The sequence below is a fragment of the Bradyrhizobium sp. 199 genome (genome assembly GCF_023073355.1).
GTDB lineage: Bacteria > Pseudomonadota > Alphaproteobacteria > Rhizobiales > Xanthobacteraceae > Bradyrhizobium.
This window is the reverse complement of record NZ_JADPJI010000005.1, coordinates 448,124-472,649: the sequence shown is the minus strand read 5'-3', so window position 1 is coordinate 472,649 and position 24,526 is coordinate 448,124. Positions and strand designations below refer to the sequence as shown.

The following is a 24,526-nucleotide window of genomic DNA, read 5'->3' as shown; positions in this document are numbered from 1 at the left end:
GATCTGAATATCGAAAGGCCCCGGTTCGCCGGGGCCTTTTTGCTTAAGAGCCACATTTCAGTGGCCGTCATGCTTGCAGGAGGCGTCGCATGCTCTACACCCCTCCCCTGATCGATCCCAAGGCGCCGCCCGTGCGCATCAATCTGCTCTCGGACACGCAGACCAAGCCGACGGCTGCGATGCGCGAGGCGATGGCGCGGGCGGAGGTCGGCGACGAGCAGGTCGGCGACGATCCGACCGTGAATGCGCTGTGCGAGCGCGTGGCCGATCTGCTCGGCAAGGAAGCGGCGGTCTACATGCCTTCGGGCACGATGTGCAACGTCACCGCGACGCTGGTGCATTGCCGCCCGGGCGACGAGATCCTGGCGCATGAGACCGCGCACATCATTGCTCGCGAAGGCGGCGCACATGCCGCGATCGGCGGCTTCCAGGTCACCCAGCTCAAGGGCCCCGATGGCCAGTTCACGCCGGAGACGTTCCGGAAAGCGCTGCACCCGCGCACGCGCTACCAGCCGCCGCAGACCGTCGTCAGCGTCGAGCAGACCGCCAATATCGGCGGCGGCACGATCTGGAAGAAGGCTGATCTCGACGAGATCGTCGCAATCGCCAAACAACACGGCCTCGTCACCCACATGGACGGCGCGCGCCTGCTCAACGCCACCGTGGCAAGCGGGATTTCTCCGCGCGACATGAGTGCAGGCTGGGATTCGGCCTGGATCGACTTTTCCAAGGGCCTGGGTGCGCCGATCGGCGGTGTGCTGGCGGGTTCGCGCGCCTTCATCGACGCGGTGTGGCAGTGGAAGCAGCGCCTCGGCGGCTCGATGCGGCAGGCTGGTGTTTGCGCCGCGGCCTGCATCTACGCGCTCGACCATCACGTCGAGCGCCTCGCCGACGATCACGCCAATGCGCGCGCGCTCGCCCGGGGGCTGTCGCAGATTTCAGGCATCGAGGTGCAGGAGCCCGAGACCAATCTCGTGTTCTTCAAGCCCGACGGCGCCGGCATTGCCGGCGACAAGATGGTCGCGGCCCTGCGCCAGCGCGGCGTGACGCTTGCGATGATGGACGGCCGCATCCGCGCCTGCACCCATCTCGATGTCGACGCGAGTCAGATCGAGGAGACGATCGGATACGTGCGCGAGATCGTGCGCGGAGCGTAGCTACCGCCCCATCGCCTGGTAAATCAGCGTCTTCAGCGCCAGCTGAATCCGCCCACGTTGCGAGGGCGTCTGCACCATGAAGATCCCGAACAGATCATCTTCGGGATCGATGAAGAAGAAAGTGCCGCCGACGCCGTCCCAGCGATACTCGCCAAGCGGCCACGACGTACCCGGCGGCACCGAGGTGCGTACCGCGAAGCCGAGGCCGAAGCCGGAACTGCCGCCCGGATAATAGTTCTGGTCGCGCGTGATCCTGGTCTCGGGGCCGATGTGGTCCGATGCCATCAGCGCAATGGTCTCGGGCTTGAGATAGCGCCGCCCCTCGTAGCTGCCGCCATTCAGCAGCATCTGGGCGAACCGGGCATAGTCGCTGATTGTACCGACCATGCCGCCGCCGCCCGATTCCCACTGCAGCGGCCGCCTGATGTCGCGAACCGGCGTTGTCGGGTTGATGTTGCGATCCTCTGGCATCGGCTCGGCAATGCGCGGGAATTTAGCGGGATCGGCGACGAAGAACGCCGTCTCCGTCATGCCGAGCGGATCGAGCAGCCGCTCCTTCTCGAACTGGAGCAGCGTCTTGCCCGAGACCACCTCGACAACACGGCCGAGCACGTCGGTGGAGAAGCCATAGTCCCACACCGTACTGGGCTGCTCGGCCAGCGGCAGCGTGACGATCTTCGCAACGAAGTCAGCATTGCTGAGATTGCTTTGGAACAGGTTGGCGTCGGCATAGAGCTGGCTCACCAGGTCGCCACCATGATAGCCATAGGGCAGGCCCGAGGTGTGGCGCAGCAGGTCCTTGATGGTAACCGGGCGCGCGAGCGGCTCCAGCGCCAGCGTAACCTTGCCGTCCCCGGCTTTCTTCTCGACACCGACCTTCATGTCGGCAAAGGCCGGAATGTATTTCGAGACGGGATCATCGAGCGACAGCTTGCCGTCCTCGACCAGCATCATCGCCATCACCGACGTGATCGGCTTCGACATCGAGTAGAGGCGGAAGATCGTATCCGCGCTCATCGATAACTCGGTTGCGATGTCGCGAACGCCGAAGTTCTCGTAGTAAACCGGCTTGCCATGTTGCTGGAGCAGCAGGATGGCGCCCGGAATCTTCCCGGTCGCGACCTCGTTCCTGATGTAGTCGGAAACCTTCGCCAGCCCTTCGGCCGAGAGCGTGCGGGGATTGCGCTGCTCGGAGCCCGCCTTCGCAACGACCACGCCGACCAGAAGAACGAGCGCCGCGATCAACGCGCGGCGCCCGCTCATATCATTTCTCCATCGCTTCATAGACCAACTGCTTCAAGGTCCGCTGCACGCGCTGGCGCTCGGTCGGGGTTTGCTCCAGCAGCACGAAGAACATGTCCTGCTTCGGGTCGATCACGAAATAGCAGCCGGAGGCACCGTCCCACTTCAATTCACCGAGATCACCCGGTGGTGGCGGCTTGGCGTTGCCGGGATCGGTGCGGACCGCGAGCCCGAGGCCGAAGCCAAAACCGTCACCGGGGAAGTAGAAATAATCGCGATCGACGCCCGAACCCGGGCCGATCTGATCGGTCGCCATCAACTTGAACGTCTCAGGTTTGAGAATGGTCTTGCCGTCGAGGCTGCCGCCATTGAGCAGCATCTGCGCAAAGCGCTGGTAATCCGCCATGGTCGTCACCATGCCGCCGCTGGCGAACTGGATCTTCTTGACCACCGTTGGATCGTTGGTCCGGCCGACCCGGAAATCGCTGTCATTCGGCACCGGCTGCGCCAGAAGCTTCTGCTTTTCCGGGGCGGTAACGAAAAAGCCCGTGTCGACCATGCCGAGCGGATCGAGCAGCTTCTCGCGCATGATGTCGATCAGCGGCTTGCCGGCCGCGACCTCCATCACACGCGCGAGAACGTCGGTGGAATGGCCGTATTGCCACAGCGCGCCCGGCTGGTTGTGCAGTGGCAGTTTTGCGAGGCGCTCGGCGAACTCGGCGAGATCGAAATCGCCGGCATAGATATTGGCGTCACGATAGGCCTTGCGGACCAGGCTGTCGCCATAGAAGCCATAGGTGATGCCCGAGGTGTGCGTCATCAAATCGTGCACCGTCATCGGCCGGTTGGGCGGCACCAGTTCGAGCGACTTGGTGCCGTCCTCGGCCTTCTTCTCGACGCCGACCTTCACATTGGCGAAGGACGGAATGTATTTCGAGACGGGATCATCGAGCTTGATCTTGCCGTCCTCGATCATCTGCACCGCGACCACCGAAGTGATCGCCTTGCTCATCGAGAACAGGCGGAAGATCGTCTTGTCCGTGATCGGCGCCTTGCTGACCACGTCCTGCACGCCAAAGGCTTCGTGATAGACCGGCTTGCCCCGCTGCTGGATCAGGACGGTCGCGCCGGCGATCTTGCCGGTCGCGACCTCGTTCTTGAAGAAGTCGCTGATCCTCGCGAGCTTGTCCTGATTGAAATGCGCGCCGGCCGGAATCTCGTAGGTGCCCTCGGCCTGCGCCAGCGACATTGCGCCGAGCGACACCAGCGCGCCGCAGAGCAGCGCACGCAGTCCAGACTGTAAAATCATATCCCCTCCCCGGAACATGGTCCGGCGGAGTGTACCGACCGCCCCATCACGCACAAGGGCTGCCGTACCGTGCAAGCGCCTCGGTATGCAGGGTGGCGCTCGGCTCCGAGAAGCAGCAGAACACGACGCGGGCCAGGGATGGCGCGGCAGCAAGCCCTTCGACCGTCGCGCGAACGGCAATATCGGCGGCCCGGTCAGCGGGGAAGCGGAAAACGCCGGTCGAAATCGCGGGGAATGCCACGGAGGTTAGCTTGTGCTTCCCGCACAGCTCCATCGACCGGCGATAACAGGAGGCGAGCAGATCGTCTTCGCCCAGCGTCCCGCCATTCCAGACCGGCCCGACGGTGTGGATCACATGAGCGGCCTTGAGCCGGTAGCCTTTGGTGATCTTGGCATCGCCGGTCTTGCAGCCGTGAAGCATGCGGCATTCGGCGAGCAGATCGGGCCCGGCGGCCCGATGGATCGCACCGTCCACGCCGCCCCCGCCAAGGAGCGACGTGTTGGCCGCGTTGACGATGGCGTCAACGCTCAGTGTGGTGATGTCGGCAACGACGACCTCGAGCTCGGCGCCGCCGATCCGGCGCGTCAGCCCCGTCACGCATCAAGCCGCGACGACGACGCCCTTCTCGGTAAGGAGCTGCTGCAATTCGCCAGCCTGGAACATCTCGCGGACGATATCGCAGCCGCCGACGAACTCGCCCTTGACATAGAGCTGCGGGATTGTCGGCCAGTTGGAGAAGGTCTTGATGCCGTCGCGCAGTTCGGCGGATTCGAGGACGTTGAGGCCCTTATAGCCGACGCCGACATGGTCGAGGATCTGGACGACCTGGCCGGAGAAACCGCACTGCGGAAACTGTGGCGTGCCCTTCATGAACAGAACCACGTCGTTCGACTTCACTTCGTTCGCGATGAATTCCTCAATGCTCATATCCGTGTCCTTCTGGGGCGGAGCCCTTACCGATCGCTTCGGGGCCGGCTCAGCCGATCTAACCGATACCTGCCCATATATGTAGCCCAAACCGTTGTGCATCCAAAGTAAAATGGCGGCGACAGGTCCCCGGTGGCCGATTTTGAAGTGAGCCGGTCCATAGACTGATGACATCAATATCATCGCCCGGGAGGACTTTCATACCGTAACGGAGCCCCTATCTAGGACGAACCCTGGTTTTGGAACCGGGCAACGCCAACAACGTTCTCTTGTCCTGTCTGGAGAAAAACGTGACGAAACCAGCCTCCGCTACGGCCACCGTCCCGCTTTCGTCACCGTCCGGTCAGGGCGGCCTCGCCCAGAGGCTGGAAGACGCGTTTATGGCCGTCCGCAACGAGACCGAACGCCGGGCCGCGCCGCTCTCGCCGGAGGACCAGCAGATCCAGTCCATGCCCGATGCGAGCCCGACAAAATGGCATCGGGCGCATACCACCTGGTTCTGGGAGCAATTCCTGCTCGGCGAACACGCTGCGGACTATCGGCCCTTCCACCCCGACTTCGCGTTCCTGTTCAATTCCTATTACGTCAGCGCCGGCCCGCGTCATGCCCGCAATCATCGCGGCGATATCACCCGTCCCAGCGCCGATCAGGTCGGCGCCTATCGCAAATATGTCGATGCGGCCGTCGTCAATTTCTTCCGCGAGGCGGGCGCGGACACGCTTCACCAGATCGCGCCGCTGGTCGAGGTCGGGCTGAACCACGAGCAGCAGCATCAGGAGTTGATGTTCACCGACATCCTGCACGCCTTTGCGCAGAATCCGGTCTATCCAGCCTACGACCCCGACTGGCGCTTCCCCGCCGCGACACGCTCGGGCGAGGATTGGCTGATGCTGAACGAAGGCATCCATACCGTCGGTCACGTCGACGACGACTTTCATTTCGACAACGAGAAGCCGGCGCACCGCGCCCTGGTCGGCCCGGTCAAGGTCGCGCGCAATCTCGTCACCAACGGCGAGTGGCTCGCCTTCATGCGCGACGGCGGCTACCGGACCGCGACGCTGTGGCTGATGGACGGCTTTGCCGCAGCCAGCAAGGAAGACTGGCAGGCCCCGGGCCATTGGCGCGAAGTCGATGGCGCGTGGCAAGTGATGACGCTCGCCGGCCTCAAGCCGGTCGACCCCGACGCGCCGGTCTGCCACGTCAGTTATTACGAGGCCGACGCCTTCGCGCGCTGGGCGGGAAAGCATCTGCCGACCGAAATGGAATGGGAAGTCGCGGCCCGCGCAGGCCAGCTCAACGACGCCTTCGGCATCGTCTGGCAGTGGAGCCGTAGCGCGTACGCACCCTACCCCGGCTACCGCGCCATCGAGGGCGCGCTCGGCGAGTACAACGGCAAGTTCATGGTCAACCAATTCGTGCTGCGCGGCTCCTCGCTTGCAACTCCGGAAGGCCACAGCCGTATCACCTATCGGAACTTCTTCTATCCGCACCACCGCTGGCAATTCACGGGGCTGCGGCTCGCCGACTACGAGTAGAGCATGATCCGGAAAACTGTGCAGCGGTTTTGCGAAAAGACCATGCGCAGGCAACAAACCCTAAAGGGCGACCTCGTCGCGTTTTAGGATCATCCGACGACAGATGCGCGCCGGACAGCGCGTTCAGGAGAGTATCATGAATGTGCACGCCAGCGCTTTGGCCGAAGCCCATCTTCCCGACGAGCAGACCACCGCCTTCGCGCGCGAGGCCATCGAGGACCTGTCGCAGCAACCGAAAAAGCTGTCGCCGAAATATTTTTACGATGCGACCGGGTCGGAGCTGTTCGAGGCGATCACGAAGCTGCCGGAATATTATCCGACGCGCACCGAGCTTGCAATTCTGAAGGAGCGCGGCAGCGAGATCGCCAAGATCATTCCGGAGCACGCCGCTCTGGTCGAGTTCGGCGCTGGCGCCACCACGAAGGTCCGCCTGCTGCTGGGCCACTGCAAGTTCGCGGCCTACGTGCCCGTGGACATCTCCGGCGAGTTCCTGAAGGCGCAGGCGAGCGGCCTGAAGCGTGACTTCCCGACGCTCGGCATCTATCCGGTCGCGGCCGACTTCACGACGCCGTTCGAACTGCCCAGGCAGGTCGCCTCCCTGCCCAAGGTCGGCTTCTTCCCGGGCTCGACCATCGGCAATTTCGAGCCGCATGAAGCGCAGGCTTTCCTGAAGAGCGCGCGCGCCATCCTGGGCCGGGGCGCGCAGATGATCATCGGCGCCGACCTCGAAAAGGAAGAGCGCGTGCTGCATGACGCCTATAACGATGCCGCCGGCATCACCGCGCGCTTCAACCTCAATGTTCTCGTGCGCATCAACCGCGAGCTCGGCGGCAATTTCGATCTCTCCGCCTTTACCCATCGTGCGATCTACAATCGCGAGCGGCACCGCATCGAGATGCACCTGATCAGCAGGAAGAGCCAGACCGTGCGCCTGCTCGGCACCAGCTTCTCGTTCCGTGCGGGCGAGAGCATCCACACCGAGAACAGCTACAAATACAGCCTCGAGCGCTTCGCCGCGCTGGCGCAGGGCGCCGGCTGGCGGGTGCGCGAGAGCTGGACCGATGCAGCCAAGATGTTCTCGGTGCACGCGCTGGAGGTGGCGGAGTAAACGTTCCGGCGCCATTGGCGCCGGCTCAATGTTCCTCGGCCTCTTCCGGGCTCGATCCCAGCGACATCGATTCCCACACCGCAACCACGATCATGATCACCGTCGTGGCGACCGATAGCCCGAGCGGGGAGAGATCGGCGGCGAACCACCACAGCGTCAGCAGCAGGATGATGCCCACGCCGTGCGAGAGCTGGAGGAAGCCGCGGATCGCGTGCTTGAACAGGATGGTGCCGATCAGGAACACCAGCGGTCCCCCGATCGTGCTCACGATCGTCCTGATATCGGAATGGCCGCTCGGGTGCTTCACCACCAGTTCGTCCGACACCGCGGTCAGGATGATGCCGGCGATGATCGGCATGTGCAGATAGGTATAGGCGAGCCGCGCCAGGCGACCGGATTCGGCGGACTTCGAGATCCGCTCGGCACCGGCCTCCGCCCCCCTGTGGAAGTAGACCCACCACATCGCGATGGCGCCGACCAGCGCCGAGACGAAGGCCAGGATATTGTCCCCGGTCCACGCCAGCTCGGCAAAGGTCGCGCCGTTGACGACGACGGCTTCGCCGAGCGCGATGATGACGAAGAGAGAACAGCGCTCGGCCATGTGGCCGCCTTCGACCGCCCAGGCCTCGACCGACGAGAAGCCGAGCTTGGGGACCCAAAAGCGTGCCGCCGGTGAAATGTACTCCAACACGACGGCAGCAATCCACAGCCATAGCCGGGTCTCGCCGTCGGACAGGCCGCCTGCGATCCACAACATCGCCGAGATCGAGAGCCAGGTCAGGATGCGGATCGCGTTGTGGCGCACCGCGGTCCGATGCCGCGGGGTTGCGAACAGCCAGAACGCGGTGCGCCCGAGTTGCATCGTCGCGTAGGCGAGTGCAAACCACAGGCCCCGTCCCTCGAACGCGGTCGGGATCGTCGTCGACAGCACGAGGCCGCCCAGCATCATCAGGAAGAGCATGACGCGGACCGGCGTCAGCTCGGGATTGAGCCAGTTGGTCACCCAGGCGGTATAGACCCACACCCACCACACCGCGAGGAACAGCACGGCGACGTGCACTGCGCCGAGTGGCGTGAAATGGTGCAGCAGGGTGTGCGACACCTGCGTGACGGCGAAGACGAAGACGAGGTCGAAGAACAGCTCGACATTGGTGACGCGGCTGTGCTGGTTCGGCACGATGACGCGAAACATCGCGCCGCGAGGATTGTCCGCAGCCATCGTCGTCCCTCGTCGCGCGATCAGATCAAGCGCCCGGCACGCCGGTTTGCAGCGCCAGCGCATGCAGCACGCCGCCCATCTGGCCGCGCAGGGACTGATAGACGATCTGGTGCTGCTGGACGCGGGACTTGCCGCGGAAGGATTCGGAGATCACGGTCGCGGCATAGTGGTCGCCGTCGCCGGCGAGGTCACGGATGGTCACCTCGGCATCGGGGATCGCTGCCTTGATCATCGCCTCGATATCGTGGGCGTCCATGGGCATTCGGGTCTGGCTCCTTCTGGTCTCGAATCGGCGCCGGAGGTCCCCTCGCCGGCAGGCTCAAACTTAGCGTGATCGGCCTTCTGCGTCACGCTTTCCGGCACTATATCGATGATCCCATCAGGATAAAGGCACGACAAAGTGCCGCGCGCGGCAGATTGATCGAAAAGGCGTGAAATCATGAAGCTCCCAGGGCCCGACCACCCCATCACCATCACCCACAACCCGAGGCGCGTCCGCGTCACGGCGGGCGACATCGTGATCGCCGAGACCAGCAAGGCGCTGACCCTAAAGGAGGCCAAATATCCGGCGGTGCAATATGTACCGCGGGAGGACACCAACATGGCCCTGCTCGAGCGCACCGACCGCATCACGCATTGCCCGTATAAGGGGGATGCGAGCTATTACAGCGTCAAGGCCGAGGGCAAGACGCTGGACAACGCAATCTGGACCTATGAGACACCCTTCCCCGCGATGACGGAGATTTCGGGGCATCTCGCCTTCTATCCGGACAGGGTGAAGATCGAGGAAGTGGGGTAGGCCACGTTGTGGCGTCGCCGTCATGGCCGGGCTGGTCCAGGACAAGCCCGCGCATGACGACTGAGAGTGCTGACGCAGCGAGACTACGCCCTGAAGATCGTGAGCCCCAGTATCAGCAACACCAGGAAGATCACGACGAAGACGTAGAACAGGAAGCGGGCGACATCGGCCGAGGCCGCCGAAATGCCGGTGAAGCCGAGCACGCCGGCCACGATCGAGATCAAGAGAAAGATCAGCGCCCATTTCAGGATCGTCATCGCCAGCTCCGAATTGCCGCGTTCTCCCGGCCCTAACACCTCTTTGGCGAACGCTAACTTCGCTGCGCGGAACTGGTTCCTAAGGACGTCCGGGGCCCCAGATCAGGCCTCAAGTCCGGCCCAAACGACCCTTGCTGAATCCAGTTCCCGGCGGCACAGTCCCGCCGGGGATGGGAGCGCGGGGCCAGCATGATGACGATGTCACATTCAGCGACGATCGGCGTGGCGGCGCAGGCTGCGCCGAGAGCCAAGGCGCGCAATTTGTCGCTCGATCGCGCCCGCACCTTCCTGACGCTCGTGGTGCTGCTGCATCATGCGGTGATTCCCTACACGCATTTCGGTCACACCGATCCGGCCTCCTTTGCCGGCTTCGACGTGATCGTGCTCGCCACTGACAGCTTCTTCATGGCGATGTTCTTCTTCCTGTCCGGTCTGTTCACCTGGCCCGGCATCGCGCGCAAGGCGCCGCAGGTCTTCCTGCGCGACCGCCTGTTGCGGCTCGGGCTGCCGTTCGCGATCGCGGCCCTCACCGTCATCCCGCTCGCCTATTACGCCATCGCGCTGCGCCAGGAGCCGGAGCTGACCTTCACGTCGTTCTGGTGGAAGACGGTGACGGCAGGGCCGTGGCCGAGCGGCCCGATCTGGTTCGTGTGGGTGCTGCTCGCCTTCGACCTCACCGCAAGCCTGCTGTACCGGGTCTCGGCGCATCTGGTCGACCCTATCAACCGCGTCTCGCTTCGCGGATTCGATCAGCCGGCCGCGTTCTGGCTGGTGCTCGCCGCGATCAGCGTTTTGGTCTACGTGCCGGCGCTGGTCTATTTCGGCGCCAACAAATGGTTCGAGTTCGGGCCGTTCTCGGTGCAGGCGAGCCGCATCCTCCTCTACTTCAGCTATTTCTTCATTGGCGCCAGCGTCGGTTCGGCGAACTTCGATCGCGGCATCCTCAGCGCCGACGGCCGGTTACCTGAAAGCCGCTGGCTATGGGTGATCGTCACGCTGATCCCCTACTGCCTGATGTGGTGCATGATCTACATCAAGCGCGAGATTCTCGGTAATCCCAATCCACTGCCGCACTGGTATCATGTGTTCTACGGCACGTTCCTGGTGCTGTTCTCGGCCTCGATCCTGCTCGCGATCCTCGCCTTCTTCCTGCACTCGAAAGCGCCGGGGCCCAACCTGCTCGACCGCATGCAGGCGGACGCCTACGGCATCTTCCTGCTGCATTACCCGATCGCGCTGTGGATCCAGTACGCGTTGTTCGACTACAGCCTGCCGGCGATCGTGAAGGCCACGGTCGGCTTCGTGCTCACGGTGATCCTGAGCTGGGGCCTGACGGCGGCCTTGCGGAAGATTCCGGGGGCGTCGCATGTGTTGTAGGCCAAGGTCTCTCCACGTCATTGCGAGGAGCCCTTGCGACGAAGCAATCCAGAATCCCACTGCGGAGATAGTCTGGATTGCTTCGCTGCGCTCGCAATGACGGAGTATCTGGCGGCGCCTACGCCGCCTTCCCGCCCATATACTCCGGCAGCCAACGCTCGAACGATTTCCGCAACTCGTCGATCGCAACCGGCGCTTCGCCCGCGATCGCGATCGCATCCCCGCCGGTGGTGCCGATGCGCACGCAGGGCACCTCGCAGCCACGCATCTTGGCGAGCACGCGGCCGGCTTCCGTTTCCGGCACTGTGACGAGGTAGCGCGCCTGATCCTCGCCGAACCAATAGGCTTGCGGCACCAGCGCGGTCGGCGCCGCCAGCAATTTTGCGCCGATGCCGCTCGCCATCGCCATCTCGGCGAGCGCGATCAAGAGGCCGCCATCGGAGAGGTCATGCACGGCAGTCGCGGTACCGCCATGGATCATGCCGCGCACGCAATCGCCATTGCGCTTCTCGGCGGCGAGATCGACCGGCGGCGGCGCGCCCTCCTCGCGACCGCAGATGTCGCGCAAATAAACGGATTGGCCGAGCCAGCCGTGCGTCTCTCCGACCAGCAGGATCGCCTCGCCCTCCGCCTTGAAGGCGAGCGAGGCTGACTTGGTGAAGTCGTCGAGCAGGCCGACACCGCCGATCGAGGGCGTCGGCAGGATGGCGCGGCCATTGGTCTCGTTGTAGAGCGAGACGTTGCCTGAGACGACCGGGAAGTCCAGCGTGCGGCAGGCCTCCGAGATGCCCTTCAGGCAGCCGACGAACTGGCCCATGATCTCGGCCCGCTCAGGGTTGCCGAAGTTGAGATTGTCGGTGATCGCGAGCGGCTTGCCGCCGACGGCGGTGATGTTGCGCCAGGCTTCCGCCACCGCCTGCTTGCCGCCCTCGAACGGGTCGGCCTCGCAATAGCGCGGCGTAACGTCGACGGTCAGCGCAAGTCCCTTCGGCCCGTCCTCGACGCGCACCACGGCGGCATCGCCGCCGGGCCGCTGCATCGTGTTGCCGAGAATGACGTGGTCGTACTGCTCCCATACCCAGCGCTTGGAGCACATATCGGGCGTGCCGATCAGCTTCTCCAGCGCGGCACCAAGGCTGGTCGGCGCCGGCACCTCGCGCGCATGCACGACCGGCAGAGCGGCGGAGGGGACGTGCGGACGGTCATAGAGCGGCGCCTCGTCGCCGAGCTCCTTGATCGGCAGGTCGGCCATGACGTCGCCGCCATGCTTGACCACGAAACGCTTGCTCGGTGTGGTGTAACCGACGACGGCGAAGTCGAGGCCCCACTTTTTGAAGATCGCCTCGGCTTCCTTTTCCTTCTCGGGCTTGAGCACCATGAGCATGCGCTCCTGGCTTTCCGAGAGCATCATCTCGTAGGCGCTCATACCGGTTTCGCGGGTCGGCACCGCGTCGAGATCGAGGTCGACGCCGAGGTCGCCCTTGGCGCCCATCTCCACCGCCGAGCAGGTCAGGCCCGCCGCGCCCATGTCCTGGATCGCGATGACGCAGCCCGTCTCCATGATCTCGAGGCAGGCTTCCAGCAGCAGCTTTTCGGCGAAGGGATCGCCGACCTGCACCGTCGGGCGCTTCTCCTCGGATTTGTCGTCGAACTCGGCCGAGGCCATCGAGGCGCCGTGAATGCCGTCGCGCCCGGTCTTGGAGCCGAGATAGACGATCGGCATGTTCACGCCGGAGGCGGCCGCATAGAAGATCTTGTCGGTGTCTGCGAGGCCCACCGCCATCGCGTTGACGAGGATGTTGCCGTCGTAGCGGGTGTGGAAGCGCACCTGGCCGCCGACCGTCGGCACGCCGAAGGAATTGCCGTAGCCGCCGACGCCGGCGACGACGCCGGAGACGAGATGCCGGGTCTTGGCGTGCTCGGGCGCACCGAAGCTCAGCGCATTGAGACACGCGATCGGGCGCGCGCCCATGGTGAAGACGTCGCGCAAAATGCCGCCGACGCCGGTGGTCGCGCCCTGGTAGGGCTCGATATAGCTCGGGTGGTTGTGGCTCTCCATCTTGAAGACCACGGCCTGGCCGTCGCCGATGTCGATCACGCCGGCATTCTCGCCGGGGCCCTGGATCACCCAGGGCGCCTTGGTCGGCAGCCCCTTGAGATGGATGCGCGAGGATTTATACGAGCAGTGCTCGTTCCACATCGCCGAGAAGATGCCAAGCTCCGTGAAGCTCGGCTCCCGCCCGATCAGCTTCAGGATGCGCTCGTACTCGTCGGGCTTGAGCCCGTGGGCGGCAACCAGTTCGGGGGTGATCTTGGGTTCGTTCTTCATGGCTTCAGGGGCTTTCGACGGCGGTTTGGCCGTTCTTAGGAAGATCCGGGGCTCGCGAAAAGCTCTTTATGGCGCATTTTCCCGCTGTCCCACATTTTGCGGCAGGCCGCCTGCGGGAACAGGAATTGCGCGGCGCCGACGGATCGGATTTAAGGGCTCAAGACCCGCAATTGAAGGCCCATTTCCTTGCACGAATTGACCAAAGCGCCCCCGCCCCGCCGCCCTGACCTCCACGTCGCCACCGAGGGTGAATTTGAGGGCTGGCGGACCTGGATTCGCGACAGTTTTGAGTCCCATGTCGGCCCCTTTTGGCACCGGATCGAAGCGGACGGCAGCGTCCGTGGCGCCTTCCGGGTGGAGAAGAAGCACCTCAACGGCTCCGGGAATGTCCATGGCGGCTGCTACATGGCCTTTGCCGACTATTCCCTGTTTGCGATCGCCACCCATGCCCTGGACAGCCCGGCCGTGACCACCAATTTTTCCTGCGAATTCCTCGACGCGGCACGGGAGGGCGAGCTGATCGAATGCACCGGAGAAGTAAGCCGGGCCGGCGGTTCGCTGATCTTCCTGCGCGGCCAGATGATGTCCGGCGAGCGCCTGCTGCTCACCTTTTCCGGCACGATCAAGCGAATGAAGCGGAAGCCGCAACCCCAGCCAAACGCATAGCTCGACGCCTTCCCTTTTCGCGCGCCCTCGCCCAGACTTCCGGGCAAGCGCTATCGCGCCGTGGAGCAAGAACAAGGTGCCGCAGAGCACATCGGACGCGAGGGGCGCGGCGGTCGCCGCACCACTGTCGCCCATTGCCATGACCGGCGCACGCAATTGGCGCGACTATGCGCTCCTGTTCGCGCTCGCCTGCTGCTGGAGTTCGACCTATCCGTTGGCCAAGCTGGCGCTTCCCACCATCCCGCCCATCACTTTCATCTCCGCGCGCTCGCTGATCGCGGCCGCCTTCCTGTTCGCGATCCTGTGGATGCGCGGCATCAGGATCCCGACCGACGCCAGGGCCTGGAAGCTGTTCGCCACACAGCAATTGATCAACTCGACCTTCCCGTTCCTGATCATCACGTGGTCGCAGCTATATGTGCCGGCCTCGAACACGGTGGTGCTGGCCTCGACCACGCCGATCTTCGCCTTCCTGATCACCTCGCTGATCACCCGGCACGAGCCGGCAACGCTGCTCAAGCTCGCCGGCGCGATTTTGGGACTCGCCGGCACTGTCGCCATCGTCGGGCTCGACGCGCTGCGCGGCTTCGGTAGCGAGATTGTGGCGGAGATCGCGATCCTGCTCGCCACCATCTCCTTTGCCTGCGCCACGATCTTCGGCCTCCGGCTGTCGGAATACGACCCGATGGTCGTGGCGGCCGGCTCGCTGCTGTTCGGCGGCCTCATCCTGCTGCCGCCCTCGCTGATCATCGACCAGCCCTGGACGCTGCACCCGACGCAAACAGCGATCATCGCCACCATCGTCATGGGCATCGTCTCGAGCGCGCTGGGTTTGATGCTGTTCTATGTTTGCCTCGGACGCCTCGGCACGCTGACCACCAATGCGCAAGGGTACTTGCGCATCCCGATCGGCGTGGGCCTGTCCGTGCTGCTGCTCGGCGAGAGCGTGCCGTCGAACCTCGCGCTGGGGCTATTGCTGGTCATGGCCGGCGTTGCGGCCATGACCGTGCCGGCGGAGCGGCTAAAGCTGCGGAAGAGCGGGTGATGTGACCAGTCGTATCACACGCAGTCAAATCGCCTTGCGCAGCAATCCGCTCGCCAACTCTCGAAACGCGTCAACGGCCTTGGTCAGTACACTTGGCGGATCGTCGGCTGCGGCGACCCATAAGGCGGCACTGAGCGCGGCGCCGTTGAGCAATCGCCCCGCCGCTTCGACATCGACCGGCTTCACCACGCCTTGTTCGATCAGCGAGGCGATCGTTCGCATGGTGATGTCGAGGCAGGCGTTCTCGCCGGGCCATTTGGAGGGATCACCGAGCACGGCAGGTCCATCCAGAAGCATGATACGCTGAATTTCAGGGTCGAGCGCCATCTCGATATAGGCGCTCCCCTCTGCGAGCAGGCCTTGCCAGGGGGTGGGCGCCTGCTCCCGGGCAATGCGGAGCCGTTCCGCCATTTCGCCATCGATCTGCTCGACAACCGCCCAGAGCAGCCCCTTCTTGTCTTCGAAGTTGTGATACAGCGCGCCCCGCGTCAGGCCTACGGAGGCTGTCAATTCGTCCATGGAGGCCTCTGCATAGCCTTGCGTGGCAAATGCCGCGCGCGCAGCGCGGATGAGCTTGGCCCGATTTTCCGCCATGGCGGCAGCGCGCTTCCCCTTTTCCATGCCAGCTCAGTTTCCTGTTGACATACGCCCCGTATGTGAGCGATATCTCACATACGGGGCGTATATGAAACCCATCAATGCCACGGACGGCATCGCCACGCAATCTGCATCCGCTGCCCGCCTCACCGCCGATCGAAAGGCTTAAACATGCTCCAGCGTCAGGCCATTTTCCCCGCCAACCGCCACGCGTTGTACGAAGCGCATCGTTATTCGGCCGCGGTCCGCTCCGGCGACCTGCTCTTCGTCTCGGGGCAGGTTGGAAGTCGCGAGGACGGCTCACCCGAACCGGTGTTCGAGGACCAGGTCCGGCTCGCCTTTGCCAATTTGCGTGCCGTTCTCGCCGCTGCCGGATGCACGTGGTTGATGTCACCACCTTCCACACCGATCCGGCCACGCAGATCGAGACGGTGATGGCCGTTCGCGCTACCGAGATTGGCGAGGCTCCCTATCCGAACTGGACCGCCGTTGGTGTGAATTGGCTGGCCGGCTTCGACTTCGAGATCAAGGCAATCGCCCGCATTCCTGCAGCCGGGTGAGCGTTCTCGGTGGGAATGCGCTCGACGGAAGGCGCGATTACTTGGCGTCGTCCGCCAGCATCTTCCGGTACTTCTCGACGTCTCGCGTCACGAGCTTCTGAAGCACGTCCGGCGCATGCTCGTCGGGGTCAGGTGCAACGGTGGAGAGGTCGGCAAAGCGCTTCTTCACCGCATCGGTCTCGACGGCGGTGCGCGCGGCGGCATTGAGCTTGGCGATGACCGCCGGCGGCGTGCCCTTGGGCGCGAACAGGCCGTTCCAGCCCTGTGCCTCGAATTCCGGCAGGCCCGCTTCTGCGGACGTCGGCAGATCGGGCAGCGTGGCGAGGCGCACGGTCGAGCCGACCACGAGCCCCTTCACCAGTTTCTCGTTGATCGACTGCGAGACGGAGGCTGCGGCATCGCAGACGCCGTCGATCTGGCCGCCGACGGCATCTGTCAGCGCAGGCGCGGCACCGCGATAGCCGACCAGCGTCGTGTCGATGCCGGCTGATGTCACGAAGCTCTTGCAGATCAAATAGTTCGAGGAGCCGACGCCGGCATGGCCGAGATTGATCTTGCCGGGATTTGCCTTGGCGTAGGCGATGAACTCTTTCAGGTCCTTCGCCGGAAAATCCTTGCGCAGGGCGACGATGCCGAACGTCTTCGCGACCATCGCGATCGGCACGAAGGACTCCGGCGTGAACGGCAGTTTTGGATAGATCGTGTAGCTCGCGGCATTGGTGCCGGCATTGCCGATCGCGATGGTGTAGCCGTCGGGCTCGGCGCGGGAGGCGCGCGCCAGCGCGGTCGAGCCGCCGGCACCCGCAACGTTCTCGATCACGATGGTCTGGCCGAGCGCGATGCCCATCTGCTCGGCGACCGTGCGCGCGATCACGTCCGAAGTGCCGCCGGCCGCGAACGGCACGATCATGGTGATGGGGCGCTTGGGGAAATCCTGCGCGAACGCAGCGCTCGCAAGCGACAGCGCCGCGATCGCGGCGAGCGCCCGCTTCGCCACGAACCGGATCACGCGGCCTTTTCCAGATGCGCGGTGAGGCCCGCGAACAGACCGCGCCCGTCGGTGCAGCCCATGATGTCTTCGACGTGGTTTTCCGGATGCGGCATCATGCCGAGCACGTTGCCCTTGTCGTTGACTATCCCGGCGATCGACTGCGCAGCGCCGTTGATGTTGCTGATGTCGTCGATCGTGCCGTCAGCCGAGCAGTAGCGATAGAGCACCCGCCCCTCGCCTTCGAGCCGCTTGATGGTTTCCGCGTCCGCCGCGTAATTGCCCTCGCCGTGGGCGACGGGCACGCGGATCACCTGGCCGGCATTGTAGCCGCGGGTGAACGGCGTGTCGGAACGCTCGACGCGCAGATGCACGTCGTGGCAGATGAATTTCAGCCGCGCGTTGCGCATCAAGACGCCCGGCAGGAGGCCGGACTCGCAGAGGATCTGAAAACCGTTGCAGACGCCGAGCACGAGGCCGCCGTTCGCAGCATAATTGCGCACCGCGTCCATCACCGGCGAGCGTGCCGCGATGGCACCGCAGCGCAAATAATCGCCATAGGAGAAACCGCCCGGCACCACCACGAGATCCGTGCCCGCAGGCAGCGACGTCTCGGCATGCCAGACCATCGCCGGCTCGCTGCCGGAGATCAACCTCAGCGCACGCGCCATGTCGCGCTCACGGTTGATTCCGGGAAAGACGAGGATGGCGGCTTTCATGGCAGAGGTTCCGAACGAGGATTGAAATGGGGCTGGCACTGCTGCCAAATCGCCAGCAGACATAACCATTTGACGGGGATTTTACCAGTGCTAGCCTTGCCAGCGAGCGTTGTGCACAGGCTATAGCGCGCCATTCGGCCGATCGACTTGCCCGGGATTGAAGCCATGAATGTCCCGTCGCTGCCCGCATCCCTCTCCGAGCCGGTGTCCACCGAGGGCGTCATCGCCGCCGGCGCCTATGTCGACGGCCGGCGCATTGCCAATATCGCGATCAGCGAGGCCTCGAGCTGGCGGGCCAAGCCCGGCCACGTGGTCTGGATCGGGCTGCACGAGCCCGACATGGCGCTGCTTGGCGCGGTGCAGAAGCAGTTCGACCTGCACGAGCTCGCGATCGAGGACGCCAACCACGCCCACCAGCGGCCCAAGATCGAGCAATATGGCGAAGCCCTGTTCATCGTGGCCCGCACCGCGCAATTGATCGAGGGCCGCATCGCCTTCGGCGAGACGCACATTTTCGTCGGCGAAGGTTACCTGGTCTCGGTGCGCCACGGCGCTTCGACGTCTTACACGCCGGTGCGCGAGCGTTGCGAGAGCTGTCCGCGGGCGCTCGCCCGGGGCGAGGATTACATCCTCTACGCCATCCTCGATTTCATCGTCGACAATTACTCGCCCGTGCTCGAGAGCATTCACGACGAGGTCGAGGGCATCGAGGATGACGTGCTGTCCAAGCCGATCAGCAAGGCCCAGATCGAGCGGCTCTACATGCTGCGCCGCGACCTGTTGCGGCTGCGCAATGCGATCGGACCGCTGGTGGAAGTCTGTCGCCGGCTGGAGCATGACGAGCTGTCGATGGTGCGGCAGGCCATGCAGCCGCTGTTCCGCGACGTCACCGACCACGTCCGCAACATCCAGGAGCGCATCGATTCCATGCGCGAGGTGCTGGCCTTCGCCTTCGAGGCGAGCCTGCTGGTTGGCCAGGCGCAGGAGACGGCGGTGTCCAAGAAGCTCGCCTCCTGGCTTGCGATCATCGCGATCCCGACCGCGCTGGCCGGCATCTACGGCATGAACTTCAAGCACATGCCGGAGCTGGAATGGGACTACGGCTATTACATGCTGCTCGGCGTGATGCTGACGGCCTGCACCGCGCTGTACTTGCGTTTTCGCAGAGCCGGCTGGCTGTAAGTGAATGACGGCTGCGTCACGGCGGTCCAGCTCCTCATCCTGAGCAGCGCGCTCTTCGCGCGCGTCTCGAAGGATGAAGGCCAAGATGTGAGAGCCGGGCCTGCATGGTTCGAGACGCGCCTCGCGCTCCTCACCATGAGGGTCTGCAGGGCAGACTCAGACGATCTCGACCCGATAATTCTCGATCACGGTATTCGCCAGCAGCTTGTCTGCGGCATCCTTCAGCGCGGCTTCCGCCTTGGCCTTGTCGGCGACCGCGAGCTCGATGTCGAACACCTTGCCCTGGCGGACACTGGCGACGCCTTCGACGCCGAGCGACTTCAGCGCGCCTTCGATGGCCTTGCCTTGCGGATCGAGGATGCCCGTCTTCAAGGTAACGGTAACACGTGCCTTCACGTCAGATCCCCTCAGCTCTTCACCAGCACCGGGCCGGAGCCCTGCGGACGCTCGTTCTCCATGAGGATGCCGAGGCGCTTTGCAACTTCGGTATAGGCCTCGAGCAGACCGCCGAGATCCCTGCGGAAGCGATCCTTGTCGAGCTTCTCGTTCGACTTGATGTCCCACAGACGGCAGCTGTCCGGCGAGATCTCGTCGGCGACGATGATGCGCATCATCTCGTTCTCGAACAGGCGCCCGCACTCCATCTTGAAGTCGACGAGGCGGATCCCGATGCCGAGGAAGAGGCCGGTGAGGAAGTCGTTGACACGGATGGCGAGCGCCATGATGTCGTCGATCTCCTGCGGCGTCGCCCAGCCGAAGGCGGTGATGTGCTCTTCCGACACCATGGGGTCGTTGAGCTGGTCGTTCTTGTAGTAGAATTCGATGATCGAACGGGGCAGCTGCGTGCCCTCCTCGATGCCGAGGCGCTGCGACAGCGAGCCGGCGGCGACGTTCCGCACCACCACCTCGAGCGGCACGATCTCGACCTCGCGAATCAACTGCTCGCGCATGTTGAGACGGCGAATGAAATGGGTCGGCACCCCGATGTCGTTGAGGTGCTGAAACAGGTACTCCGAGATCCGGTTGTTGAGGACACCCTTGCCCTCGATCACCTGATGCTTTTTCGCATTGAACGCGGTGGCGTCGTCCTTGAAGTGCTGGATCAGAGTACCGGGCTCCGGGCCTTCATAGAGAACCTTTGCCTTGCCTTCATAAATGCGACGCCGACGGCTCATGGGGATGTACCGTGTTTTGTTGAAATCCATGTATTTGGTGTGCTCCGGTTACCAGGACTTAGACCCACGGCGGAGCTGCCGTGAAGGGCCAGGAACCCGTCTAGAACCCTTGGAAACAGAACGGGAACCAAGCCTTCAGGCAACCTATCCGATTGGCTGACCGAGCACAATCGATCCGACTCTCCGGCGCCAACTTATACCGTCTCGCCTGCGGCTTAACGGCCCGTTGTTTTGCCGATATGTGCTATCTATGTAGGCACGCAGCCGGGTGGTCGCAACGGAAGGCCCCCGCGCCATTCAGAGGGATTTGGAACAAGGCATGAGCGAGTTCGACAAGCGCCAGGAAGGTTTCGAGAAAAAATACGCCCTCGACGAGGAGCAGAAATTCAAGGCGGAGGCCCGCCGCAACCGGCTGCTCGGGCTATGGGCGGCTGAAAAACTCGGCATATCAGGCGATGCCGCCACCGCCTATGCCAAGGAGGTGGTCGCGGCCGATTTCGAGGAGGCCGGCGATGCCGACGTCGTGCGCAAGCTCACGGCCGATTTCGCCGCCAAGAACGTCGTCGTCACCGAACAGGCGATTCGCGCCAAGATGAGCGAGCTGCTCGCGGTGGCAGCCGCCGAGGTGAAGGCGGGGAAATAATCCTTCCCTTGCCAACGCACGCCGGCGTGCAAGTCTTGCGCGCCGGCGGCGCCTTACCGGAATGTCGAACGCCTCGCAAAACCGGGAGCAAGTTCGTCGCCTCGCCGCCACGAATGGTGCTGTCGATCTTGGCACGGTTTCGAAGCCCTACTCCTCCTTGAATCCGTATTCCGGCACGTTGCCGCTGGCGCCGTAATATTTGTACGGCAGGAATTTGCCGCTCATGGTGAACTTGACGCGGTCGCCCTTCGGGTTCGCCACGCGCTCGATCGCCATGTCGAAGTCGATTGCCGACATGATGCCGTCGCCGAACTCCTCCTCGATCAGCGCCTTCCAGGCCGGACCGTTCACCATCACCATCTCGTAGAAGCGGTAGATCAGCGGGTCGGTCGGCGGCATCGGCGTGCCGGTGCCACGCATCGGCACCTCATTGAGCATCGCAACTTCCGCCTTTGAGAGGCCGAACAGCTCGCCGGCATTGGCGGCCTGCGGTTTTGTCAATTTCATCTGACCGAGAATGGCGCCGACGATGAGGACCTCGGAATAGTCTCCGATCTTGTCGCAGATGTGCTTCCAGCTCCATCCCTTCTCGCGCTTGATGTCGAGCAGCTTTTCGGTGAGGTCTTCGCGTTTCATGTCAGGGTCTCCTTGGTTGGACATTGAGGCGGGCTGCCGCTTTGGGAGGCATGAAACGTGCCAATAAATAAGGCTAAGGCCTCACACCGGCGAGCCTTCCGCGGCAATTCTCGCGGCGAGGATCTCCGCGACCGCGTCAAGTCGATCACATCGGGCGAAGGCAGCGACCTCAGGTTTTTGCCGCCCTCCGAGTTCTCCACTCCTCCCGCGACTTCTAAATCCCAATGAGCCGCATCAAGGCTTGGCGGAAGGCCAGCGCGGCCGGTCCGAATGGCTCATCAAGCCGATGTGCGAGATAGGCCTCGGCAGCAACCTGGCTGTTTCGGCCAAGCGCGCTGGTAGCAAGGCGCACAAGACGCCCTTTGCTCAGGTCGCGCTCGACCTGCCAGGACGGCAGGCGGCCCCAGCCGAGTCCAGCGAGAATCATCGCGTGTTTTGTATCCTGGTTGGTCACCCGGCAGGTCTGCGGCGACAGAACGCCGAACATGCGCCCTTCGGTTAACGGCGTCGGATCGGAGAGGACGATCTGCAGATGATCGGCCAAATCCTGAAGTCTGATCTTCTTATTCGATTGCTGCCGTGCCAGTGGGTGCTCAGCTGAGACGACCGCAACCTGTTCAACGGACGAGATCGCCTCGAGTGCGATCCGCGGATCACGGAAATCCTCGCCGACCACGATGGCCAGCGAACTGCGTTTTTCCATCAGCGACGTGATCGGTCCACCCAGCGGCTCGACGGCAAGCCTGATCGAAACCGAAGGATAGGTAGCGCGCATCTTCGTCAGCGCAGATCCAACCATGCCGATCGGAAACAACGTGTCGACCGTCAATGAGAGCTCGAGTTCGACTCCGTCGCCGAGCCCTCGGGCTCTCGCGCGCATCGCATCGACCCTGAGGAGAACGTCACGAGCGTTCTCGAGCAGTGACTGCCCCTCAGGGGTCAGCACCGGACGATGACCCGTGCGGTCGAACAGCGCCAGACCCAGTTCAGCCTCCAGGTTGGCAATGGCGTGGCTGATGGCGGACTGAACACGCGAAAGTCGAGCAGCGGCCGAGCGGAAGCTTCCACTTTCCGCCACCGTGACGAATGTTCGCAACTGATCCAGCGTGAGCACGTCCAGCATGATCTATCCGATCGATCAGACTCATCGATCTTATGCCGCTCCCGCTAATCAAATACAGACCTATGTTGTCCGGCACTCCCTTCTGAGACAACAAAGGAAACCACAATGACGAAGGTGTTGGTGCTGTACTACTCGTCGTACGGTCACATCGAAGCGATGGCTGAAGAGATCGCCCGAGGGTCCCGGGACGCTGAAGCCCAAGTCACAATCAAGCGGGTTCCGGAGCTTGTTCCGGACCATGTTGCACAAAAGGCAGGATACAAGCGCGATCAGCGAGCCGAGATCGCTGCCGTAACTGAGCTACCGGATTATGACGCGATCATCTTCGGGACGCCGACGCGTTTCGGCAACATGGCCTCGCAGATGAAGAACTTTCTGGACCAGTGCGGTAGCCTCTGGTTCGAGAACAGGCTGGTGGGCAAGGTCGGCAGTGTCTTTACATCCACCGGCAGCCAGCATGGTGGCCAGGAAAGTACAATTCTGTCTGTTCATACCGTCCTGTTGCACCTGGGCATGGTTGTGGTCGGGCTGCCCTATACATTCAAGGGGCAGATGCGCATGGACGAGGTCACAGGCGGATCGCCCTACGGCGCGGCTACCCTGGCCGACGACGGCGGCGGCGGGGACCGTCAGCCAAGCGCCAACGAACTGGCAGGGGCGCGCTTTCAGGGGCGCCATGTGGCCGAGATTGCTCGCGCGCTGGCCGCTGCGCGGCTGAAAGCGGCGGCGTGATGGCAATCGCAGCATCTGCCCCGCGCTTGCGAGATCGACACTGGTCTGTGGTCAGCATCGTGGTGGGGTCCGGCGTGGTCGCCGCGATCCAGGTTGGGAAAGCCGCCATCGCTACGCCCATGCTGCAAAAGGACTTGGGCCTGGATCTCGCGGCTGCCGGTTGGCTGAGCGGGATATTTGCGATTCTCGGCGTCGTGGGCGGTATTCCCGCCGGCTCGCTGATCGCTCGTGCCGGAGACCGCCGGATCCTGACCCTCGGGCTCGCATCACTCATGCTGGGAGCCGTGATCGGCGCGATGGCGACGGGTTATGCAACACTTCTCGCCTCGCGCCTCCTGGAAGGCCTTGGATTCCTTATGGTCGCCGTTGCTGGGCCGGCGATCCTGTACAGGATGGTCCGGCCCGACCAACAACAGTTTGCGCTTGCTCTGTGGAGTTGTTTCATGCCGGCGGGGATGGCGCTCGCCATGCTCGGCGGAACGTTGTTCAGCGACTGGCGCGCTCTGTGGTGGGGCAGCGCCGGTCTTGCGGCCGTCGCTATCACGGCAGTGTGGATAGGTATCCCGGCTGCCCCAAAGCGCATCTCAGCATCGTTGAGGGGCACGATGCGGGATGCAATGCAAGTGGCGGCAGGCAAGGGGCCGCTTCTGCTGGCCGGATGTTTTGCCCTTTACAGCCTGATGTTCTTCGCGCTCTTCAGCTTCGTTCCGGTGCTGCTGATGGAGCGGATGAAGATCCCGCACGCCGCGGCCGGCTCGCTCAGTGCTCTGGCCACCGCAAGCAACATCATCGGCAACGTTGCGGCCGGCTACCTGCTCGCGCGTGGCGCCCGGCGTTCAGCACTGCTCGTCGCCCCCTATCTGATCATGGGGCTGTCGGGTCTCGGAATCTTCCTGCAGGTCTTCGGCGATATGCCCACTCTTCTGCTATGTATCCTCTTCGCGGCGGTTGGAGGCTTGATCCCGGCCGTCCTGATCTCATCGATCCCGTTGCTCGCGCCGTCCGCCACACTCGTTGCTGTGGTCACTGGTCTGGTGATGCAAGGGAGCAATCTCGGCCAAGTGGTCGGACCTGTGGCAGTGGGAAGTGCGGTCAAGGCCCACGGGTGGACAGCCGCAGCGGCCATCATCCTGATCTCTGCGCTGATTGCCGCGGTAGCCGCACTGTCCATCCGCTTCAATGACGGCGCGAGGCGCTGAG

The 24,526-nt window shown here is 63.6% G+C and carries 26 protein-coding genes and 1 pseudogene; 12 read left to right on the top strand and 15 right to left on the bottom strand.

What is annotated here, in order from left to right:
* The first annotated feature begins 89 nt into the window (after nucleotides 1–89).
* Nucleotides 90–1,157: a threonine aldolase family protein gene (locus IVB28_RS10565; protein ID WP_247526004.1), complete on the top strand. Its 1,068-nt coding sequence runs from the start codon at nucleotides 90–92 to the stop codon at nucleotides 1,155–1,157.
* On the opposite strand, the gene IVB28_RS10560 is transcribed toward IVB28_RS10565, so the two are convergent.
* Genes IVB28_RS10560 through grxD form a run of 4 tightly spaced genes read right to left on the bottom strand, consistent with a single transcriptional unit; the run spans nucleotide 1,158 to nucleotide 4,636 of the window.
* Nucleotides 1,158–2,420 carry a serine hydrolase domain-containing protein gene (locus IVB28_RS10560; protein ID WP_247526003.1) on the bottom strand — a complete coding sequence of 421 codons (1,263 nt, stop codon included), beginning with the start codon at nucleotides 2,418–2,420 and terminating at the stop codon, nucleotides 1,158–1,160.
* A 1-nt stretch (nucleotide 2,421) separates the two neighbouring features.
* On the bottom strand, nucleotides 2,422–3,708 hold the full coding sequence (locus IVB28_RS10555; RefSeq protein WP_247526002.1) for a serine hydrolase domain-containing protein: 1,287 nt from the start codon (nucleotides 3,706–3,708) through the stop codon (nucleotides 2,422–2,424).
* A gap of 46 nt (nucleotides 3,709–3,754) precedes the next feature.
* The gene (locus IVB28_RS10550; protein ID WP_247526001.1) at nucleotides 3,755–4,306 is read right to left on the bottom strand and encodes an O-acetyl-ADP-ribose deacetylase; all 552 of its coding nucleotides are present in this window, start codon (nucleotides 4,304–4,306) and stop codon (nucleotides 3,755–3,757) included.
* Nucleotides 4,307–4,309: 3 nt separating this feature from the next.
* Nucleotides 4,310–4,636 carry a Grx4 family monothiol glutaredoxin gene (gene grxD / locus IVB28_RS10545; protein ID WP_094972247.1) on the bottom strand — a complete coding sequence of 109 codons (327 nt, stop codon included), beginning with the start codon at nucleotides 4,634–4,636 and terminating at the stop codon, nucleotides 4,310–4,312.
* A 239-nt stretch (nucleotides 4,637–4,875) separates the two neighbouring features.
* Here grxD and egtB point away from each other — a divergent pair, with 239 nt between their 5' ends.
* On the top strand, nucleotides 4,876–6,171 hold the full coding sequence (egtB, locus tag IVB28_RS10540; protein ID WP_247526000.1) for an ergothioneine biosynthesis protein EgtB: 1,296 nt from the start codon (nucleotides 4,876–4,878) through the stop codon (nucleotides 6,169–6,171).
* 136 nt (nucleotides 6,172–6,307) lie between these two features.
* Nucleotides 6,308–7,279: an L-histidine N(alpha)-methyltransferase gene (gene egtD / locus IVB28_RS10535; RefSeq protein WP_247525999.1), complete on the top strand. Its 972-nt coding sequence runs from the start codon at nucleotides 6,308–6,310 to the stop codon at nucleotides 7,277–7,279.
* Between the two features lie 25 nt (nucleotides 7,280–7,304).
* Here the strand turns inward: egtD and IVB28_RS10530 are convergent, their stop codons facing one another.
* Both IVB28_RS10530 and IVB28_RS10525 read right to left on the bottom strand, forming a co-directional pair.
* On the bottom strand, nucleotides 7,305–8,498 hold the full coding sequence (locus tag IVB28_RS10530; protein ID WP_247525998.1) for a low temperature requirement protein A: 1,194 nt from the start codon (nucleotides 8,496–8,498) through the stop codon (nucleotides 7,305–7,307).
* Between the two features lie 25 nt (nucleotides 8,499–8,523).
* Nucleotides 8,524–8,760, bottom strand: coding sequence for a BolA family transcriptional regulator (locus tag IVB28_RS10525; RefSeq protein ID WP_018316584.1), 237 nt, complete (start codon nucleotides 8,758–8,760; stop codon nucleotides 8,524–8,526).
* Between the two features lie 177 nt (nucleotides 8,761–8,937).
* On the opposite strand from IVB28_RS10525, the gene IVB28_RS10520 reads away from it, so the two are divergent.
* Nucleotides 8,938–9,297, top strand: a complete 360-nt coding sequence (locus tag IVB28_RS10520; RefSeq protein ID WP_247525997.1) for a DUF427 domain-containing protein — start codon at nucleotides 8,938–8,940, stop codon at nucleotides 9,295–9,297.
* A gap of 83 nt (nucleotides 9,298–9,380) precedes the next feature.
* On the opposite strand, the gene IVB28_RS10515 is transcribed toward IVB28_RS10520, so the two are convergent.
* Complete coding sequence (locus tag IVB28_RS10515; protein WP_092228199.1) at nucleotides 9,381–9,554, bottom strand: DUF1328 domain-containing protein; 174 nt, start codon at nucleotides 9,552–9,554, stop codon at nucleotides 9,381–9,383.
* Between the two features lie 189 nt (nucleotides 9,555–9,743).
* Here IVB28_RS10515 and IVB28_RS10510 point away from each other — a divergent pair, with 189 nt between their 5' ends.
* On the top strand, nucleotides 9,744–10,931 hold the full coding sequence (locus tag IVB28_RS10510; RefSeq protein WP_247525996.1) for an acyltransferase: 1,188 nt from the start codon (nucleotides 9,744–9,746) through the stop codon (nucleotides 10,929–10,931).
* Between the two features lie 118 nt (nucleotides 10,932–11,049).
* Here the strand turns inward: IVB28_RS10510 and purL are convergent, their stop codons facing one another.
* Nucleotides 11,050–13,260 (bottom strand): phosphoribosylformylglycinamidine synthase subunit PurL, encoded by a 2,211-nt coding sequence (gene purL, locus IVB28_RS10505; RefSeq protein WP_247525995.1) that lies wholly within the window; start codon nucleotides 13,258–13,260, stop codon nucleotides 11,050–11,052.
* 186 nt (nucleotides 13,261–13,446) lie between these two features.
* Between purL and IVB28_RS10500 the strand changes: the two genes are divergently transcribed.
* On the top strand, nucleotides 13,447–13,926 hold the full coding sequence (locus tag IVB28_RS10500; RefSeq protein ID WP_247525994.1) for a PaaI family thioesterase: 480 nt from the start codon (nucleotides 13,447–13,449) through the stop codon (nucleotides 13,924–13,926).
* 76 nt (nucleotides 13,927–14,002) lie between these two features.
* On the top strand, nucleotides 14,003–14,971 hold the full coding sequence (locus tag IVB28_RS10495) for a DMT family transporter (RefSeq protein ID WP_247525993.1): 969 nt from the start codon (nucleotides 14,003–14,005) through the stop codon (nucleotides 14,969–14,971).
* Nucleotides 14,972–14,995: 24 nt separating this feature from the next.
* Here IVB28_RS10495 and IVB28_RS10490 read toward each other — a convergent pair whose 3' ends face one another.
* The gene (locus tag IVB28_RS10490; RefSeq protein ID WP_247525992.1) at nucleotides 14,996–15,592 is read right to left on the bottom strand and encodes a TetR/AcrR family transcriptional regulator; all 597 of its coding nucleotides are present in this window, start codon (nucleotides 15,590–15,592) and stop codon (nucleotides 14,996–14,998) included.
* 147 nt (nucleotides 15,593–15,739) lie between these two features.
* Between IVB28_RS10490 and IVB28_RS10485 the strand changes: the two are divergent.
* A pseudogene (locus IVB28_RS10485) lies at nucleotides 15,740–16,128 on the top strand (RidA family protein).
* A 37-nt stretch (nucleotides 16,129–16,165) separates the two neighbouring features.
* On the opposite strand, the gene IVB28_RS10480 reads toward IVB28_RS10485, so the two are convergent.
* Both IVB28_RS10480 and purQ read right to left on the bottom strand, forming a co-directional pair.
* Nucleotides 16,166–17,137 (bottom strand): tripartite tricarboxylate transporter substrate binding protein BugD, encoded by a 972-nt coding sequence (locus IVB28_RS10480; protein ID WP_247525991.1) that lies wholly within the window; start codon nucleotides 17,135–17,137, stop codon nucleotides 16,166–16,168.
* On the bottom strand, nucleotides 17,134–17,835 hold the full coding sequence (gene purQ / locus IVB28_RS10475; protein ID WP_247525990.1) for a phosphoribosylformylglycinamidine synthase subunit PurQ: 702 nt from the start codon (nucleotides 17,833–17,835) through the stop codon (nucleotides 17,134–17,136). Before purQ ends, IVB28_RS10480 begins: the two co-directional genes overlap by 4 nt.
* 165 nt (nucleotides 17,836–18,000) lie before the next feature.
* Here purQ and IVB28_RS10470 point away from each other — a divergent pair, with 165 nt between their 5' ends.
* Nucleotides 18,001–19,017, top strand: coding sequence for a magnesium and cobalt transport protein CorA (locus IVB28_RS10470; protein ID WP_247525989.1), 1,017 nt, complete (start codon nucleotides 18,001–18,003; stop codon nucleotides 19,015–19,017).
* Between the two features lie 156 nt (nucleotides 19,018–19,173).
* Here the strand turns inward: IVB28_RS10470 and purS are convergent, their stop codons facing one another.
* Entirely contained in the window at nucleotides 19,174–19,413 is a 240-nt protein-coding gene (gene purS, locus IVB28_RS10465) for a phosphoribosylformylglycinamidine synthase subunit PurS (protein ID WP_247525988.1), read from the bottom strand.
* Between the two features lie 11 nt (nucleotides 19,414–19,424).
* Nucleotides 19,425–20,192, bottom strand: coding sequence for a phosphoribosylaminoimidazolesuccinocarboxamide synthase (gene purC, locus IVB28_RS10460; RefSeq protein WP_173015815.1), 768 nt, complete (start codon nucleotides 20,190–20,192; stop codon nucleotides 19,425–19,427).
* Between the two features lie 319 nt (nucleotides 20,193–20,511).
* Here purC and IVB28_RS10455 point away from each other — a divergent pair, with 319 nt between their 5' ends.
* Nucleotides 20,512–20,835, top strand: a complete 324-nt coding sequence (locus tag IVB28_RS10455) for a DUF1476 domain-containing protein (protein ID WP_247525987.1) — start codon at nucleotides 20,512–20,514, stop codon at nucleotides 20,833–20,835.
* Nucleotides 20,836–20,982: 147 nt separating this feature from the next.
* Here the strand turns inward: IVB28_RS10455 and cynS are convergent, their stop codons facing one another.
* Nucleotides 20,983–21,471: a cyanase gene (gene cynS, locus IVB28_RS10450; RefSeq protein ID WP_247525986.1), complete on the bottom strand. Its 489-nt coding sequence runs from the start codon at nucleotides 21,469–21,471 to the stop codon at nucleotides 20,983–20,985.
* Between the two features lie 214 nt (nucleotides 21,472–21,685).
* On the bottom strand, nucleotides 21,686–22,594 hold the full coding sequence (locus IVB28_RS10445) for a LysR family transcriptional regulator (RefSeq protein WP_247525985.1): 909 nt from the start codon (nucleotides 22,592–22,594) through the stop codon (nucleotides 21,686–21,688).
* A gap of 105 nt (nucleotides 22,595–22,699) precedes the next feature.
* On the opposite strand from IVB28_RS10445, the gene wrbA reads away from it, so the two are divergent.
* Complete coding sequence (wrbA, locus tag IVB28_RS10440; RefSeq protein WP_247525984.1) at nucleotides 22,700–23,326, top strand: NAD(P)H:quinone oxidoreductase; 627 nt, start codon at nucleotides 22,700–22,702, stop codon at nucleotides 23,324–23,326.
* A gap of 47 nt (nucleotides 23,327–23,373) precedes the next feature.
* Complete coding sequence (locus IVB28_RS10435) at nucleotides 23,374–24,525, top strand: MFS transporter (protein ID WP_247525983.1); 1,152 nt, start codon at nucleotides 23,374–23,376, stop codon at nucleotides 24,523–24,525.
* Nucleotide 24,526: the final 1 nt, after the last annotated feature.